The 16,717-nt window shown below is 55.3% G+C and carries 17 protein-coding genes; 13 read left to right on the forward strand and 4 right to left on the reverse strand.

The genetic code is table 11. The features are described 5' to 3' along the window. Positions 1–110: 110 nt before the first annotated feature. Together IPM21_15795 and IPM21_15800 are read right to left on the reverse strand one after the other, a co-directional pair. On the reverse strand, positions 111–1,184 hold the full coding sequence (locus IPM21_15795) for a VWA domain-containing protein (protein ID MBK9165335.1): 1,074 nt from the start codon (positions 1,182–1,184) through the stop codon (positions 111–113). Positions 1,185–1,199: 15 nt separating this feature from the next. Next, positions 1,200–2,198, reverse strand: coding sequence for a VWA domain-containing protein (locus tag IPM21_15800; protein ID MBK9165336.1), 999 nt, complete (start codon positions 2,196–2,198; stop codon positions 1,200–1,202). 228 nt (positions 2,199–2,426) lie between these two features. Here IPM21_15800 and IPM21_15805 point away from each other — a divergent pair, with 228 nt between their 5' ends. Genes IPM21_15805 through IPM21_15815 form a run of 3 tightly spaced genes read left to right on the forward strand, consistent with a single transcriptional unit; the run spans position 2,427 to position 6,068 of the window. After that, positions 2,427–3,665 (forward strand): type II secretion system F family protein, encoded by a 1,239-nt coding sequence (locus tag IPM21_15805; GenBank protein MBK9165337.1) that lies wholly within the window; start codon positions 2,427–2,429, stop codon positions 3,663–3,665. Between the two features lie 12 nt (positions 3,666–3,677). Then, complete coding sequence (locus tag IPM21_15810) at positions 3,678–5,357, forward strand: type II/IV secretion system protein (GenBank protein MBK9165338.1); 1,680 nt, start codon at positions 3,678–3,680, stop codon at positions 5,355–5,357. Beyond that, the gene (locus IPM21_15815; GenBank protein ID MBK9165339.1) at positions 5,358–6,068 is read left to right on the forward strand and encodes a hypothetical protein; all 711 of its coding nucleotides are present in this window, start codon (positions 5,358–5,360) and stop codon (positions 6,066–6,068) included. On the opposite strand, the gene IPM21_15820 is transcribed toward IPM21_15815, so the two are convergent. Then, entirely contained in the window at positions 6,047–6,955 is a 909-nt protein-coding gene (locus IPM21_15820) for a pyridoxal-phosphate dependent enzyme (protein ID MBK9165340.1), read from the reverse strand. The two genes, IPM21_15815 and IPM21_15820, sit on opposite strands and share 22 nt — an antisense overlap. A gap of 78 nt (positions 6,956–7,033) precedes the next feature. Between IPM21_15820 and IPM21_15825 the strand changes: the two genes are divergently transcribed. The 3 genes from IPM21_15825 to IPM21_15835 are packed head-to-tail and all read left to right on the forward strand — an operon-like array spanning position 7,034 to position 9,471. Further along, positions 7,034–7,378 (forward strand): hypothetical protein, encoded by a 345-nt coding sequence (locus IPM21_15825; protein MBK9165341.1) that lies wholly within the window; start codon positions 7,034–7,036, stop codon positions 7,376–7,378. Further along, complete coding sequence (locus IPM21_15830) at positions 7,379–8,842, forward strand: NADP-dependent decarboxylating phosphogluconate dehydrogenase (GenBank protein ID MBK9165342.1); 1,464 nt, start codon at positions 7,379–7,381, stop codon at positions 8,840–8,842. Beyond that, complete coding sequence (locus IPM21_15835; GenBank protein MBK9165343.1) at positions 8,839–9,471, forward strand: hypothetical protein; 633 nt, start codon at positions 8,839–8,841, stop codon at positions 9,469–9,471. Before IPM21_15830 ends, IPM21_15835 begins: the two co-directional genes overlap by 4 nt. Before the next feature lie 119 nt (positions 9,472–9,590). On the opposite strand, the gene IPM21_15840 is transcribed toward IPM21_15835, so the two are convergent. Further along, the gene (locus IPM21_15840) at positions 9,591–10,436 is read right to left on the reverse strand and encodes a UDP-3-O-acyl-N-acetylglucosamine deacetylase (GenBank protein MBK9165344.1); all 846 of its coding nucleotides are present in this window, start codon (positions 10,434–10,436) and stop codon (positions 9,591–9,593) included. Between the two features lie 181 nt (positions 10,437–10,617). Here IPM21_15840 and IPM21_15845 point away from each other — a divergent pair, with 181 nt between their 5' ends. The 7 genes from IPM21_15845 (at position 10,618) to IPM21_15875 (ending at position 16,712) form a co-directional block, all read left to right on the forward strand. Then, positions 10,618–10,887 (forward strand): hypothetical protein, encoded by a 270-nt coding sequence (locus IPM21_15845; GenBank protein MBK9165345.1) that lies wholly within the window; start codon positions 10,618–10,620, stop codon positions 10,885–10,887. A 7-nt stretch (positions 10,888–10,894) separates the two neighbouring features. Beyond that, complete coding sequence (locus tag IPM21_15850) at positions 10,895–11,209, forward strand: hypothetical protein (protein ID MBK9165346.1); 315 nt, start codon at positions 10,895–10,897, stop codon at positions 11,207–11,209. Positions 11,210–11,365: 156 nt separating this feature from the next. Then, complete coding sequence (locus IPM21_15855; GenBank protein ID MBK9165347.1) at positions 11,366–11,749, forward strand: four helix bundle protein; 384 nt, start codon at positions 11,366–11,368, stop codon at positions 11,747–11,749. Positions 11,750–11,828: 79 nt separating this feature from the next. Then, the gene (locus tag IPM21_15860; GenBank protein ID MBK9165348.1) at positions 11,829–12,233 is read left to right on the forward strand and encodes an EVE domain-containing protein; all 405 of its coding nucleotides are present in this window, start codon (positions 11,829–11,831) and stop codon (positions 12,231–12,233) included. 5 nt (positions 12,234–12,238) lie between these two features. Beyond that, positions 12,239–13,597 (forward strand): hypothetical protein, encoded by a 1,359-nt coding sequence (locus IPM21_15865; protein MBK9165349.1) that lies wholly within the window; start codon positions 12,239–12,241, stop codon positions 13,595–13,597. 2 nt (positions 13,598–13,599) lie between these two features. Then, on the forward strand, positions 13,600–15,069 hold the full coding sequence (locus tag IPM21_15870) for a hypothetical protein (GenBank protein MBK9165350.1): 1,470 nt from the start codon (positions 13,600–13,602) through the stop codon (positions 15,067–15,069). Positions 15,070–15,098: 29 nt separating this feature from the next. Next, the gene (locus IPM21_15875) at positions 15,099–16,712 is read left to right on the forward strand and encodes an acyl-CoA carboxylase subunit beta (GenBank protein MBK9165351.1); all 1,614 of its coding nucleotides are present in this window, start codon (positions 15,099–15,101) and stop codon (positions 16,710–16,712) included. Positions 16,713–16,717: the final 5 nt, after the last annotated feature.

Genomic DNA, 16,717 nt, shown 5'->3' on the forward strand with positions numbered 1-16,717 from the left:
GCGTTGCCGCGTTTGTCATCATCGGCGTATTGATACTTCTCTACCTCAGAAAGCGCAAATGAAAACGGCCGCTCGATCGGCGGCCGCATTTCAGATCAATAACATTCGTTCTAGTTTCTTTGCAGTGTGGGGGCATTGCCTGTTGGCGTTGCGTACCTTCCGGTGCGGGTGACCGCGATCCGCCGTTCGCGATTCGGCCCGTCTTTGATCACAACCCGAATATTGCGAAAGGTGCCGTCGGTCGTCTCGTTGGTCGGGGCATAGCCGATCGAATACTGCATTCGCATCTCGTTCGAAATGGATGCCGCGATCTCATTCAGTTCGTTAACGCTCGCCGGAAAATATGCCCGGCCGCCGGTCTCTGTCGCGAGTTTGGTCAAAAGATTCTTCGCACGGTTATACGGGCTGCGGCGAATAAATCCACCTTCTTTCGGAAGCTCATCGAGAAAACCGATGGTGTAGATCTGCACGTCAAGCTCTTTGAGCAATTCGAAAAGCTGCTCCTCCTTAAAATAACTGTCGCGATCCTCGCCGTCCGAAACCACGATCAATGCCCGGCGCTTTCGTTCGTTCGGCCCGAGGCTTTTGTCGTGTTCGTTCACATTCTCCGCGGCGAGATAAACGGCATCGATGATCGCCGTCTGCCCGCCCTCGGTGTAGAGATCGTCGAGCGTTTCGCCAAGGTATGTCTTATTGGTTGTAAAGGGCTGCTTGACCTCGATCTTAGCCGAGCTGACAAAGCGGATGATCGACGTCTCGTCTTCTGGGCGGTTTGCGTTGACCAAGATCTTGCCCGCTTCAATGACCTTTTCGATCTGCTGACGAAGCGAATTCGAGTTGTCGATCACCAGCGAGTAGTTGGTCGGGACCTCCGAACGCGAGAAAAACTCGATCTGCTGCGGCTGGTTATCCTCAAAGATCGTGAAATCCGATTGTGAGAGGTTGCTGATCGGGCGGTTGTTTCTGTCGACAACGCGGACGTTTAGATTGACGAGTTCGGTCTCGATCTTGATCGGCTCTTCATCGTCTATCGTTGGTGAGGGGGTCGGCGTTGGAGTTGCGGCACTATTTACTGTCCGCTCGCGGCTCGTGTCCTGAGCCGCTGCCCGATCGGCAAAATAAACACCCGCCGATATGAAACACATCGACGCAAGTAAAGTGCTGAAAAGCTTGAACTTATTCATCGTATCGATCCCGCCCTATCGGTAAGTAACCTGTGGAGTGGCGAAATAACCCTCCCGGCTCCGAACCGTTAGACGCGGCAATCCGCGAGGGGGTTTGACGCGAACTCTAACCTTACGCCATTTTCCATCGGGGCTGAAATCTGGTGGGGTATAGCCTACGGAATACTGATGCCGAAGCTCGAGCGCGATACGTTCAAAGATCTCGTCCATCTCGACCGCAGTATTCGGATAGAATGCCCGTCCGCCTGTTACGGACGCGAGTTCATCGAGAAATGCCTGGCCCTGCATTCCGAGCTGCGACGAAACGTCACCGCGATCCTGAATGCCGACGGCATAGGTCACAACGTCCGATTCCTTCATCAACCGCTTGACCTCGTTGAAATTGTATCGCGATGCATTGTCCTGGCCGTCGCTGATTATCAACAGCGCCTTCTTCTGATGAGTGCCCCGCGTCACGCGGTCAAGCCCGAGATAGACGGCATCGTAGAGCGCGGTATTTGCTCGCGGGTTAACGAGCGTGAGCTTTTGAAGCACGGCGTCACTGTCACGGGTCCGGTCTAACAAAAGTTGGGCACGGCTGTTAAATCCGATCAGGAAGTACTCGTCGTTCGGATGGCTCGCCTCGACGAAACGCCGGAGGGCGGTTCGAGCCTTGCCGATCTTTTCGCCGCCCATCGAGCCAGAAACGTCAAAAAGGATGCCGACCGAAACCGGCGCATCGCTATCGCTGAAGAATGTAATGGTCTGTTCCTCGTTGTTATCGAACACGCGGAATGAGTTTTTCGAAAGCCCGGAAACGTAGCGTCCGTAAAGGTCGGTAACCGTCAGCGTAAGCGTAATGAGGTCGGTTCGTACTGTCACCGGGCGGGTCGGGTCGTCGGGGGGCGGCGTGGCCACCGGTTCAGGATCCTGGGCGAACAGAGCCGCCGAAAAGATCAACAAAAGGCCAAGAGCTGCCAATGACCGGTAAAGAATACCGCCCCGGACAACCGACAAATCGGAAAAAACACGCATAGCGTCCCCTGTTAGCTTAATACCATCTTAGAAAAAAGGTACACGTATCGCAAGATTTTTCTTTGATGAAGGAAGTTCCGCTACGGTTGTTCGGAAGCGATACGAAAATTACCATCCGCTTCGCAGGAACATTTTCGCCGCTTGTGCGTGTTATAATTCAGGAATTCCGAGAGGGCTCGCAGCCTCGGGGTGACCGATTAACTGCGAAGTCCGTGTACTTCTTTTTCTATGCCCGAATTCGTTTGCCGGCTTGGCACTCCATCCGGAGAGATCGTTACGCGAATAGTTGAGGCCCACGCCGCCGGCGAGGCCCGCACCGAACTTGAGCGCGAGGGCTATCGCGTCTTTGACGTAAGCTCGGCCGACGGCGGCATGGCCTCGATCCTTTCGTTCGGCGGCTCGTCCTCGAGGCCGAAGGTCAAGCAGTCCGATTTTCTCCTCTTCAATCAACAGCTTTCGGCGCTTCTTCGAGCCGGCATTCCGGTTCTGCAGGCCGTCTCGCTTCTCAAGACGCGTTCAACTTCGGCCGCACTCCGCGAAGTGCTCGGCAGCGTTGAAGAAAAGATCAAGAACGGCATTCCGCTCTCCAAAGCGTTTGAAGATCAGGGGATATTTCCTCGCATTTACACAGCATCGATACTTGCCGGCGAGCAGAGCGGATCGCTCGACGAGGTGCTGGCCCGCTTTGTCGAATATCTTCGCCGCAGCGTTTCGATAACGCGAAAGCTTCGCGGAGCACTCGCCTATCCGGCGTTTCTACTGGTAGCGGCCGGGTTCATGATCGCGTTCCTTACGCTTTACATCGTGCCGCGGATGTCAGACCTTTTTCGCGGGCTCGATGCCAATCGCGGCTTACCGGCGATCACGAATTTCGTACTCGCCGTCTCGACCGGCGTAACGCAAAACATTTGGTGGCTGCTGCCGCTCGTCATCATTCTCATTACCGCCCTCGTGATCTGGCTTCGGACTGCGAGCGGGCGGCTTGTCCTTCATAAATTCCTGCTAAGGCTTCCGGTTGCCGGCACGCTGATCAAGCAAATGGCGACGGCGCAGCTCACCCGTTCGCTCTCGACGCTCCTTTCGGGCGGCATCACTGTCCCGGACTCGTGGGAGATCGCCTCTCAGGCAATTACAAATACCGAGCTCCGGCGGCGAAGTGAATCGGTACTGCAGCTCATTCGCGAAGGACGCGGCTTTACCGAAGCGCTCGAACAGGCAAACTGGCTGCCCGACCTCGCTCTTGACATGATCGGCATCGGCGAACGATCGGGCAGCCTTCGCGAAATGCTCGATGAGGTCGCGAAGTTTTATGATGCCGAGTCCGAGGTCAAGCTCGAGCAGCTTACGACACTCCTGGAGCCCGCGATCCTGCTTGTGATGGCCGGCGTCGTCGTGGTCATCCTGCTTGCCATCTACCTTCCGATCATCGATACGATCTCCGCCGGGCCGAGCGGAGGACGAAGATAGTCAAGAAATATAATGAACGTGGAAACACCTACGACAACTAACGTCTCATCGCCGAAGATCGAGCTCTCAGATTTTCTCGAGAACGAACCGCCTGAGGTGCTTCAAGCAAAGCAAATCGCCAAGCGTTACCGCTTGCCGTATATCGACCTGCTGCCGCCGGACGCCCCCTCGCCGATCGATTACGACGAGCTGGCGAAGATCCCGGTCGATATGATGCTCCGCAATCATTTCGTCCCGCTCAAGCGCGAAGGCCGCGACCTCCACGCTGCGATGGCCGACCCGACCGACCTCGAGAAGATGGACGAGATGGAGAATGCTCTTAACGTCCGCATTGTTCCATATATTGCGACGCAGGGAGCCATCGACGTCGTTCTCAAAAAGGGCGATGCGACCCAGCGTGTTCTGCAGGAAGCGGCATCGGGCTTCAAGATCTCGCTCGTAAAAGAAACCGAACACGGCGAAGAGGTCCTCGACCTCGACCGATTGGCGACCGATGCGGATATGTCGCCGATCATCAAGCTGGTCGATACAATTATTTATAACGCTATGGAATCGCGGGCGTCGGACATTCACATCGAGGCCGGCGACCGCGACGTCAGCGTCAAGTTCCGCATTGACGGAGCGCTCTATTCAAAGGTCGATCCGATCGATATTGCCTATCACCAAACGCTCGTCTCGCGCATCAAGGTAATGTCCGAACTCGACATCGCCGAACGCCGCATTCCGCAAGACGGCCGTTTTCGTGTGCGTTACAAAGGCCGGACGGTAGATTTTCGCGTCTCGATACTGCCCGCAGCATTTGGCGAGAATTGCGTTATTCGTATCCTTGATAAAGAGCAGATCTCTGAGGAATTCAAGAACCTCAGCCTGGAGGTCGTCGGCTTTGACCCCGAGGACCTTCGCCGTTTCCGTATTTACATCAAAGAGCCATACGGAATGGTGCTCGTAACCGGCCCGACCGGTTCCGGTAAGACGACAACGCTTTACGCCGCTCTCAACGAGATCCGCAACGAAGAGGACAAGATCATTACGATCGAAGACCCGGTCGAGTATCAACTCCAGGGCATCATGCAGATTCCTGTAAACGAGAAAAAGGGCCTGACCTTTGCCCGTGGGCTTCGCTCGATACTCCGCCACGATCCGGACAAGATAATGGTCGGTGAAATTCGTGACGAGGAGACCGCCCAGATCGCGATCCAATCAGCGCTTACGGGCCACCTTGTTTTCACAACCGTCCACGCCAACAACGTCATCGACGTCATCGGCCGCTTCTTGAACATGGGCGTCGAGCCCTACAACTTCGTTTCGTCGCTCAACTGCGTCCTTGCCCAGCGGCTCGTCCGCCTGCTTTGCCAAACATGCAAACGGCAGTACGACCCGACCGAAGAGGAACTGAGGGAATCGGGCATGCGTCCTGAAGAGGTCAAGGATCGGGTCTTTCTTCGTAACGTCGGCTGCGACGCCTGTAACCACACGGGCTACCGCGGCCGAACGGCGATCCACGAACTCCTGGATATGTCCGATAACATCCGGGAAATGATCATCGAGCGGCGGCCGGGCTCCGAGATACGCCGGCAGGCCGAAAAAGAAGGCCTTTCAAGCCTTCGCGAATCGGCGATAAAAAAGGTCTTCGCCGGCCAGACGACGCTTTACGAGATCAATCGTGTGACCTTTGTTGAAGAGGCGAAATAAATGAGCCGACGAATACTTTTCTTGATTGCGATGGTTATGTTCTCATCCGCCGCCTTCGGCCAGATGGAAGGGAACCCGACCAACTGGTGCCGCGGCGGCTTCTTTACGTCTGAATCGGAGAGCTTTTCGACCGGAACCGTTAAAGGCAAACGCGGAACGCGGTCTTATTTTTTCAACGACGACCGCGAAGATTGCCCGGCGGGCAAGAACTGCCAGGCGAGATCCTACGTCGTCACCGGCGACGAGGTGATCGTCAATCGCATTTACAATGGCTTCGCTTGCAGTTGGTTTCCCGGCAAGAACGGCGGGACCGTCGGCTGGCTCCGTGCCGATACGCTGGACATGCCGGAAAGCCTTTACGATGCATCACCTGCAGCATGGTCCGGAGAATGGAATTACGCAGAAAACTCGATCAAGCTTGTCCCCGAGCGAGGTTCCGGCTGGCTGCGTGTGACCGGCAATGCTTTCTGGAAAGGCCTCGGCGATAACATCCACATCGGCGAACTCGACGGCCGTGCCGAAGCGAAGAACGGAATCCTGAAATACTCCGACGGCGACGATGAATACGACTGCAAAGTGACGATGCGACTTCTCGGTAGCTACCTCATCGTTTCTGATAATCAAAAATGCGGCGGGGTGAACGTGACGTTCTCCGGCGTTTACCTCAAGACCAAAAAATCAACGAGCCGCTATCCGAGAAGTGAGCAGTAAACTGCAGGATCGACATTCCCGCCGCTGACAACCAAGCAGATCTTCTTTCCGGAAAAGCGTTCAGGCTGTTCGAGCAAAGACCCGAGCGTCAATGCTCCCGTCGGTTCGGATTTCAGATTCGCGAGGCCGTAATACAGACGCACTGCTTCTGCGATATTTTCGTCCGAGACCTCGAGAAAATCTTTCACGCCATTTTGTATGATCGGCCAGTTCAGATTCCCGAGCGAGATCGTCCTCGCTCCGTCGGCGATGGTCGTCGGCTCGGTTTCGTTCGGTATCAAACGGCCTTCGCGGAACGAACGGGCAGCATCATTCCCAAGCAAAGGTTCTGCGCCGTAAACCTCAGCCAGATCGCCGTTGCGGCAAAGCCCGGTGACCACGCCGGAGATCAATCCACCGCCGCCGACCGGGACAAGGACCACGTCAAACCCCTTGCCCGAAAGCTCATCACCGAGCGTCGAATTGCCCGCGATCACCCATTCATCGTCGTATGCCGAGGCGTGATAGGCATCGGGCATCCGGGCTGCGAGCTCCGCTACACGCTCATTGCGGCCGACCTTTTTCGTATCTATCAGATCGACCGTCGCACCAAAACCACGGACCGCATCTATCTTTACCTGAGCTGAGATCTCGGGTATCACAACCGTGCACCGCTTGTCGAGCAACTTGCAGGCATAGGCAAGGGCCTGACCGAAATTGCCGGAAGAAGCCGTCAGTATCTCTTCGTTCGGTACGTTCAAAGCGAGGTTGTAGCCGGCACGGAACTTGAAACTTCCCGTGTGCTGGAATGTTTCGGTCGCGATCGTGATATCTAATCCGAGGTGATCGCGGAGCTTTGAGGATACGACGAAGGTCGTCGGGCGAATGGCGTCTTTGAGTGATAACATATCTCGTGAAACCGAGTTTAATGCTCCCGGCCAAAGCGGGCAAGTTCGTCGTCGATGCGGCCAAATTACTAGAACTTTATGAAAAAACCGGAAAAGGAGATGAAAGAGCTTTTGGAGCTCATATTTCTTCAGGCGCAGATGCAGTTTGGCCCGGCGATCAAGTCGCGTTGGCTTCATGATGGCGATGGCTGCCCGGGCTGCGGCGGCGAGCTTAACGTCGTCAAGTTCAAGAAAAAGAAGGCACTCTCGCTTAACGCATTTATCTTTCGCGAGCACGGCGTGCTGATCGCCTATTTGCTCTGCAGCAAATGCGCAAATGCTGTGATCAAGCTCGGCGAAACGCATCCGCACGGGACGACGCCGCTCCATCAGGAGATCGAGAAAAACCTGAAGGCCGCATATCTGAAACACCAGGGACATTAAATGGCGAAAGCAGAATTTGGAATGGTCGGGCTCGGGACGATGGGCCGCAACTTTTTGCTAAATGTGGCAGAGAATGGCTTCGCGGCCGTCGGCTACGACCTCAATGCCGAAAAGCGCGATCTGCTCGAACAGGAAGGAGCAGGCCTGCGGGTGAAAGCGGCAGCGGACGTTGTCACGCTCGTCGCTTCGCTTGAGTCACCCCGGCGGATAATGATGCTCGTGCCCGCCGGGCCGATCGTCGAATCGGTCATCAATGAGCTGCTGCCGCATCTTGAGCCCGGCGACATCGTCAACGATGGAGGCAATTCGCATTTTCCGGATACCGCGCGACGCGAGGCATTTCTTAAGGAAGCGGGCATCGCATTTCTCGGCGTCGGCGTTTCGGGCGGCGAGGAAGGTGCCCGCCACGGCCCGAGCATTATGATCGGCGGCGATCCGGCGGTTTATCCCCAAGTCAGCCCGATCTTCGAGGCCGTTTCCGCAAAGGTCAACGGCGAACCCTGCGCCGCCCATGTTGGCCGCGGCTCAGCCGGCCACTTCGTCAAGATGGTCCATAACGGTATCGAATACGCGATGATGCAACTCATCGCCGAGAGCTACGACCTTCTTCGCAGGGCCGAATCGCCTGCGTCAGCGGGCGGCCAGGTTTTGTCAGAACCGCCTACCTCAGCGGGCGGCCAGTTTGCTGCGAATGATGATGTCGCCAATATCTTCGCCGAATGGAACCGCGGCCGTCTCAATTCGTTTCTAATCGAAATAACCGCGACCGTCCTGCGAAAGACCGACCCCGAAACCGGCAACTCGCTCGTCGATATGATCCTCGACACCGCCGGCCAAAAGGGCACCGGCAAATGGACCTCGCAAGCCGCAATGGACCTCGGCATCCCGATACCAGCGATAGACTCCGCCGTGACGATGCGGCAGATCTCCGCCCAAAAAGCATTTCGAACGACACTTTCAACCCAGTTTCCGTCTTCAATAATTAATAATTATCAATTAGTAATTAGTAATGTAGAAAGTGCCTTGAACGCAGCATTTATCGCGGCCTATGCTCAGGGCTTCTCGCTGCTCCGGGCGGCGTCGGATGAAATGGGCTTTGAGCTTGATATGGTCGAGATCGCCAAGATCTGGCGAGGCGGGTGCATCATCCGGGCAGCGATGCTTGAGGATATTCGTGCTGCCTTTTCGGAGGAACCCGGACTCGAAAACCTGATCGCGTCGCCTCGGTTTCAGTCTGCACTCTCCGCCGGCCGGGAAGACCTTCGCCGGGTCGTCGTCGCGGGGGCGGCCGCGGGCATTCCAACGATGGCATTTGCCGCGTCCCTGAACTACCTGACGGCCTTTGCCACCGAACGCCTCCCGGCCAACCTAATCCAGGCCCAGCGAGACTACTTCGGCGCCCACACCTACCAACGCACCGACCGCGAAGGCACGTTTCACACGGACGATTGGGAGAGTAGATGATCTATTCGGTTCGTCGAGTTTTTGCTCTTTTCGTCTTTGCCGTCGCCGCTTCTGTGGTGACCGCCGGACAGCAACGCAACCCGTGTGCAGATGAGCCGCCCTACGATTCCACTACCAGACTATCCGGCGGATATCGGATCGTGTTCACAAAGGACAACGAACTGAAGTACCTGAGCCTCTGGAGGGGTAAGAGAAAGATATTGGAACTTTCGTCTGTGTCCTGCGGTCTTTCGCACAAGAACCTTGGCTATGTTGGAGCGGACTTTCCTAAACATTTCGCTTTTGTGAATTCGTTCGGCTCCGGAAATCCGCACTTTGTTAGTTTGATTCGAAAGGCGGACGGCTCTGACATTCTCTCGAAGGAAAAAGATGTGTGTTGGGTTGATGCCGACGAAAAGAACTCGCTTTTGATCTATAGCACCGCCTGTGTGCCGAAGGCGACGAGCCGAATGGTGCTGTTCAATATGAAAACGTTGCATAAGCGTTCGGTTCGGTTCCCGAGCATTGTCTTCACCGGCCCGGAAGCACTGAATCGCATCTCCATCGTTTCTGTATCGCGAAACTTTGTAACTCTCGAGTTTGAGAACTGGGAACGTACGCGTTCTATGCGGCTGCGATATCGATTCTGATTGCGACTCCATTCGCTATCCGGGAATAGCGAATGCAAAGGAGATTTCTTCATCCGCATTGGAGCAACTGCTCGAACATCGCGAGTTCATTGAAAAGAGGAAAAGATCGCTTCCGACAGCTATTCCAAGATCTCCCAGGCTGATTCGGTTTTCAGGAGTTTGCTCATCAGGGCGGCGTGGACGGCGTGGCCGCTTTTTTCGGCGGTGATCTTTCCGAGGACGGGGAGGCCGACGAGGGCAACGTCGCCGATGATGTCGAGTATTTTGTGTCGGACGAACTCATCGTCGAACCGGAGCGGCGTTTCATTTAGCATCCCGTTGGGCGTCAGGACTATGGCGTTATCGAGCGAGCCGCCGAGCGCTAGATTTGCCTTGCGGAGCATCTCAATCTCTTCCGTAAAGCCGAATGTCCGCGCCGAGGCGATCTCGCGGCCGTAGCTGCCGTTATCTGCCGTAAAGCTGAAGCTCTGCCGGTTGATGAAAGGATGCTTGAAGTCGATCACGCATTCGATCGAAAAATTCTCCGCCGGTTCGATCGACATACGGCGATCGCCCTGTTCGATCTCAACCCGTTCCCGCACCTTTAGGTAGCGACGCGGGGCATCTTGCTCCGCAACACCGGCTTCTTTGATCAGGTCATAGAAGTTCTCGCTCGAGCCATCGAGGATCGGTATCTCGATGTTGTCGAGGTCGATGAAACAATTATCGACGTCCGCACCGCGAAGCGCCGAGAGAAGATGCTCGCAGGTCGAAAGCACAACGCCGCGTCGGACGAGCGTCGTCGCATAGCTGCAATGGCCAACGTATTCGACCGAGGCCGGGATCTCGAAATCATCAAGGTCGGTCCTGACAAAAATATAGCCGGTGTTCGCCGGCGCCGGCCTCAGCCGCATATTGACCGGAACTCCCGTATGGAGCCCGACGCCGGTTGCTTCAATTGGTTTTGCAATGGTCGTTTGCCGCATTTTTAAGAATTAGTAACAAAACCCGTGCCTAAACTTTCGGCTAGTGATTTCTTCCAAATTCAACTGCAAACCGAAATTTCAAGGCGGAAAAATTTGCCCAGCTGTTGCGGGACCGCAACACATCCGTGGCGCGATTTACTAATTGTCGGCAACAATCTACAATTAGGGTTTTACTACAGTTATGGCGATTCAAACTGCGGGCCAGAAAACCGCAAAAGCAGTAAAACTTAGGATCGAGAACGCGTCCTCGCTTGATATGCCCAAGGGCGGCGAAGAGACGATACGGCAAGTTATCGATTATGTCCCGATCGAGCAACTCCGCGGGCTTGAGCGCGTGAAACTTGTCGATTTCATCAACGACCCGCGTCTCAAGAACGTGGACGTTCCGATGAAGGGCGACCTTCCGGGGGCTTTACCACCCAAAGGTCGGCAACCAAAATGCGTGGTTTGAGATAGCAATGGGCGCCTTGCTCCAGCCGACCGAGGGCTTTGCCAAGCGTTGGATGGCTAAGACGTCGTTCAAGGCAAATATCGCCGGCTTGCTCTTCTCGCTCATCGGCCAGCACTATTACTTGACGCTCCGCCACTCCGTCAAAAAGCAGAACCTTGAACCGCAAATTCGGCAGTACACGGAAAAGAACCTCCGCTCATGGAGCGAAAAGCAGAACAAGAACAGCTTTCGGGCAAAGCTCTTCAAACCCATCCGGCCTTTCGTCGAGCGCATGGCGAAATGGCTGAATAAAAAAGCCGCGAAAGCGCAAAAGAAAGTCTAGGAAGTCTGGGAAGTCTGGGAAGTCTAGGAAGTCTGGGAAGTCTGGGAAGTCTAGGAAGTCTGGGAAGTCTGGGAAGTCTAGGAAGTCTGGGAAGTCTAGGAAGTTGAGGAGGTCTAGGAAGTCTGGGAAGTTCGAAAGTTTGGTCCGACGAATGATATGGGGACATTCAAGAGGTTCGAGGATATTGTCGCTTGGCAGAAGGCACGCGAATTGAATCTCGAAATTTACCGTATTTGCGGTTCCGGGCCGTTTTCAAAAGATTTTGATCTTCGAAACCAAATACGTCGATCATCGGTATCGATTGCAGCAAATATTGCCGAAGGGCAGGGACGGCGTACCGATAAAGATTTCGCACATTTTCTTAATATCGCCCTTGGTTCTGTTGCCGAAACGAAGTCACACTTATACTTGGCTTTAGACCTTGGATACATCGACAAGACGACCTTTGACGAACTATACGCTCGGCTCGATGAGATCGGACGGATGACCTTTGGTCTCATCCAACATTTGCGAAACGCGAACAAAACGATTGAAGTTTAGGAAGCCCGAAGCGGTTCAACTCTGTGCTACAGACTTCCAAGACCTCCTAGACTTCCAAGACTGACTAGACATTAAACTTATGAACTACTGGATGGTTAAACAGGAACCCGATTCTTACTCTTGGGACGATTTTGTAAAGGACGGAAAGACCGATTGGACCGGCGTACGTAACTATCAGGCACGCAACAACCTTCGCGATATGAAGGTCGGTGATAAGGTGCTCTTTTACCATTCGAACATCGGCAAGGAAGTGGTCGGCATTGCCAAAGTGACGAAGGCCGCATTTCCGGATCCAACGGCTGATGATGACAAGTGGGTCGCGGTCGAGCTTTCGCCTGTAAAGCCGCTCAAAAAGCCTGTCGGGCTCGCACAGATGAAAGAGAATCTGGCCCTCAACGACCTCAAGCTAATTCGGCAGTCGCAGCTTTCCGTGATGCCGGTTACAAAAGACGAGTTCGACGAGATACTCAGCATGGCAAGGTAAACCGAATGACAAGAAAAGAAGCCGTTGAGTACTATCACGAATTGCTCGAAGACGCCGACCTCGCCCGCGAATCTGCCGAAGCTCTCGACCGTGGCCTCGAATCGGCCCGCTTGGTTTTCGGCCGCCGCCGTCTGACGCCGTATCTTCGGCCGCATTTTATCACCGCAGAAGAATGGTCGATGGCCCGAAAGGCGTGCGAGACCATCTGGGGAACGCTTCAAAAGGTAAAGGACGCTGCGGTCGAGAGCGACGAGCTGCTTGACGAACTCGGCATCACCGAGATCGAAAGGGAACTCGTAAAGATCGATCCCGGTTACGAACAGGTCTCGCCGACCGCACGGCTCGATTCGTTTCTTGGCGAAACGGCCTATAGCTTTGTTGAGCTAAATGGCGAAAGCCCGGCCGGTATCGCCTATTCGGATTCGGCTTCGGACATCTTTCTTGACCTTCCGATAATGAAGCGATTCACCGAACGCTATCCGGTGACGAAGCTGGAAGGCCGGTCGAAGCTTCTGCAGGTACTTCTTGATTGCCATGCCGAATACCTCGGAAAGCAGCCCGACGAGAAGCCGATCATCGCCATTGTTGACCTCAACGATCTCCCTACCCAGAAGGAATTCGAGCTTTTCCGCGACTTCTTTGAATATTCCGGCTACACTGCCCTCATCTGTTCGCCCGAGGAGCTCGAGTTTGACGGTAGCAGGCTGCGATATGCCGGCGTTGCTATCGACATCGTTTACAAGCGGCTGTTAGTCAATGAATACCTTCCGATAATGGAGCAGGCACCTGCATTGCTTGATGCCTATCGGGCCGGTGCGGTCTGCATGGTCAACAGCTTCCGCGGCAAACTTGTTCACAAGAAAGCGATCTTTGCTGTGCTGACCAACGAACGATACGCATCGCTCTTTAGCGCCGAAGAGCTGGAAGCAATCGGCCGGCATGTGCCTTGGACACGCCGATTTCGGAATGAGCGAACGATGAACCACGGCAGCGAGATCGACCTTGTCGAATGGACGCGTGCCAATGCCGCAAAGCTCGTTCTGAAACCAAACGACGACTACGGCGGCCACGGCATCTATATCGGCTGGAGCCTGACTGAAGACGAATGGCACGAAGCTATAACGGTCGCTCTCGAAAACGGCGACTATCTTGTCCAGGAAAAGGTCCAGACCGCGAAGGAATATTTCCCGATGCTGTTCGACGAACACGGAAAATGGCGCATGGTCGAGCAGCTCGTTGATCTTGACCCGCTCCTGTTCAATGGCGTCGTCGGCTCGGCATTCACCCGGCTTTCGTCCTCGGAGCTTGCAAATGTTTCAAGCGGCGGCGGGATGGTTCCGACCTTTATTTTGGGAGAAGTTTAACTATGAGAACTACGGCAACTGGACTTTTGTTTGTGCTTTTCGCGTGTCTCGCCGGCGGGGCAAACGCACAGTCGTCCGTTCGCCTTTTTTCGGTCACCGAAGCTTCTAGCCCATTTGCCGAACGTTCATCGATCGCCGCAAAACGCGAATCTACCATCGCTGTAAACACCGGCGAGGCTTTGATGGCGGAGGCTCTAGAGCTTCCGATGGCTGAAGGCAAAGCGTACCGTGCCCTCAAGTCTGAGTCTGAAGTGCGAGGCGTTGATGACGTCACTTGGCGCGGGAAGATCAGTGAAAAGGGCTTTGAGGGCGACGTTGTCTTGACCTTCCGCAAGGGCCACGTCGCCGGACTGATCTACACGCCCGACGCCGTATATGAGATCGTCCCGCGTGGAGCCCATCACATTCTCGTGGAACTCGATCAGGCATTATTCCCTGAGTGCGGCGGGGCGATCGAACCCGGAGATGCGACTAAACAGGATCTGTCCGAAGGCGACGCCCTCGCCACATTTTCTGATTCCGGCGATCGGATCGATGTGCTTGTCGTTTACACAACCGCGACCAAGAACGTTCTCGGCGGTGATGCCCAGGCCCAAACGCTCGCTCAAAACGCGATCGACGCGACAAACACCGCCTACATCAACAGCCGGGTTCGGCAGCGTGTCCGAATGATCGACGCTAAGGAATGGGTTTACACCGAAACAACGAGTGCAAGCACCGACCTAAGCAATCTTCGCAATGATGCGACCATTCAGGGCCTCAGAAACTCGGCTAACGCTGACCTCGTGGCGATGATCGGAGAGATCGCCGGGGCATGCGGCGTCGGTTACCTTATGGGGTCGAATCCAGCCGGCAATCCAAACGCCGGATATACCGTAACTTCTCGGAGTTGCGCGGTCGGCAATCTTTCGTTCGCCCATGAACTCGGTCACAACATGGGCGGCCAGCACAATCCGGAGAACGGAAGCGGTGCGACCTACGCGTATGGCTATGGCCACTATGTCAATGCCGTGTTCCGAACGGTGATGTCATATTCGAACCCTTGCGCTAACGGGTGCACTCGACGAGCGTATTTCTCGAGCCCCTCAATTCTTTACCAAGGCTTCCCGACCGGCATCGACAACACACGCGACAATGTGAGAGCGATCAACGCTACGGCCGATGTTATCGCAAACTATCGCTACAGCGGCTCGAGCATAACGCTGGTAAACTTCGCCAACGGCGGCTTCTTGCCCCGCGGAATTGCCCGGCCGGTAACCTGGAAAACGAACAATCTCGGTGGCAATGTTCGCATTGAAATTTCGCGAAACGAGGGCCTTAATTGGACCACGGTAGTCGCAAATACGCCGAATGACGGCAATGAACCGATCGCGATCTGGGGCGGAGCAAGCCGGCGAGCTTGGCTGCGGGTTGTGAGCATTGATTCGCCTACGGTTTCGGACACATCGACCGGCTCGGTCTATCTTCGCTAAGCCGGTCACTTTTGAATTAGCTACTGATAATGAGTAAATCTGAAAATCGCCTCCGAGCTCTTACCGATGAATACCTGCAGCTTGAGGAAAAGCTCAAGCAGGGCGGCGGGCCGGAGAAGGTTGCGAAAATTCACAAACAAGGGAAGCTGACCGCCCGCGAGCGCATCGAGCTTTTGCTCGATAAGGACACCTACGCGCAGGAGATCGGCCTTCTGGTCGCCTATGACGAATATGGCGGGCAGGCTCCGGCCGCGGCTGTTGTTACCGTCGTTGGAAAGATACGAGGCCGTGAGTGCGTCGTCGTCGCCAACGACGCGACGATCAAAGCAGGTGCTTGGTATCCGGAGACGATCAAAAAGATACTCCGCGCACAGGAGATCGCGATGCGGAACCGCGTCCCGATCATCTATCTCGTCGATTCGGCCGGCGTAAATTTGCCATATCAAGGCGGCGTCTTCCCGGGACAATACGGTGCGGCCCGCATCTTCTATTACAACTCGATAATGCGGCGCTATCTAAAGGTGCCGCAGATCGCGGCCGTTATGGGAATGTGCGTCGCCGGCGGAGCTTATCTGCCCGCACTCAGCGACGTGATACTGATGGTCGAGGGCACTTCCTTTATGGGCCTCGGCGGTGCAAATTTGGTCAAAGGTGCGACCGGCCAGACCATCGACAATGAAACTCTCGGCGGGGCGATGACGCACAACGCCATGTCCGGCGTCGCCCATTACCGCACAAAAGACGAGGATGAATGCATCACCAAGATCCGCGACCTCGTCGCCGAAATGCCCGCCAAAGATCCGACGCGTGTTTCGATCGAAGAAAGCCGTGAGCCCTTAGCCGTAAGCGATAAGCTTTATGAAATACTGCCTGAAGATCATCGAGCTCCATACGACATGCAGGCCGTGCTCGAAACTTTTCTCGACGAGGGCGGTATAGATGAATTTCAGGCAGATTTCGCAAAAGAGATGATCTGCGGTACTGCGCGGATCGGCGGCATTCTGGTTGGCGTTATTGCAAACAGCCGCGGGATGTCGAAAGGCAAGCCGGGCGAGCCGCCTCGTTTTGGCGGGATAGTTTACACCGAATCGGCGGAAAAGACGGCGTATTTCATCGAGAACTGCGACCGCCACGGCACGCCGCTTTTGTTTGTCCAAGATGTGTCGGGCTTTATGGTCGGCGCCGATGCCGAGCACTCGGGCATCATCCGTGCGGGAGCCCGTTTCGTCGAGGCAATGGCGACCGCCCGCGTGCCGAAGATTGTTTTGACCATCAACCACGCCTCGGGTGCGGGTTATTATGCGATGGCCGGCCAGGGCTTTGACCCCGACTTCATCTTCTCGCTGCCGACCGGGCGAATGGGCGTGATGGAAGGCGACAGCGCCGTTCAGGCGATCTTTGGAACACAACTCGATAAGCTCAAGGCGGCCGGCGAAACGCCCTCGGCCGAACTAGAAGCCGAGATGCAAAAGGTTCGCGAAACCTACGACCGCGAGCTCGACGCCAAGCACGCCGCCGCCCGTGGCCTTGTCGATGCGATCATCACGCCCGAAGACCTCCGTCCGGCATTGCTTCTCGCACTCCAAACGACCCTGAACACATCAACGCCGCACATCGGCGCGTTTGTCCTTCCGACGATATAAAAGAG

Source organism: Acidobacteriota bacterium (assembly GCA_016716435.1).
GTDB lineage: Bacteria > Acidobacteriota > Blastocatellia > Pyrinomonadales > Pyrinomonadaceae > OLB17.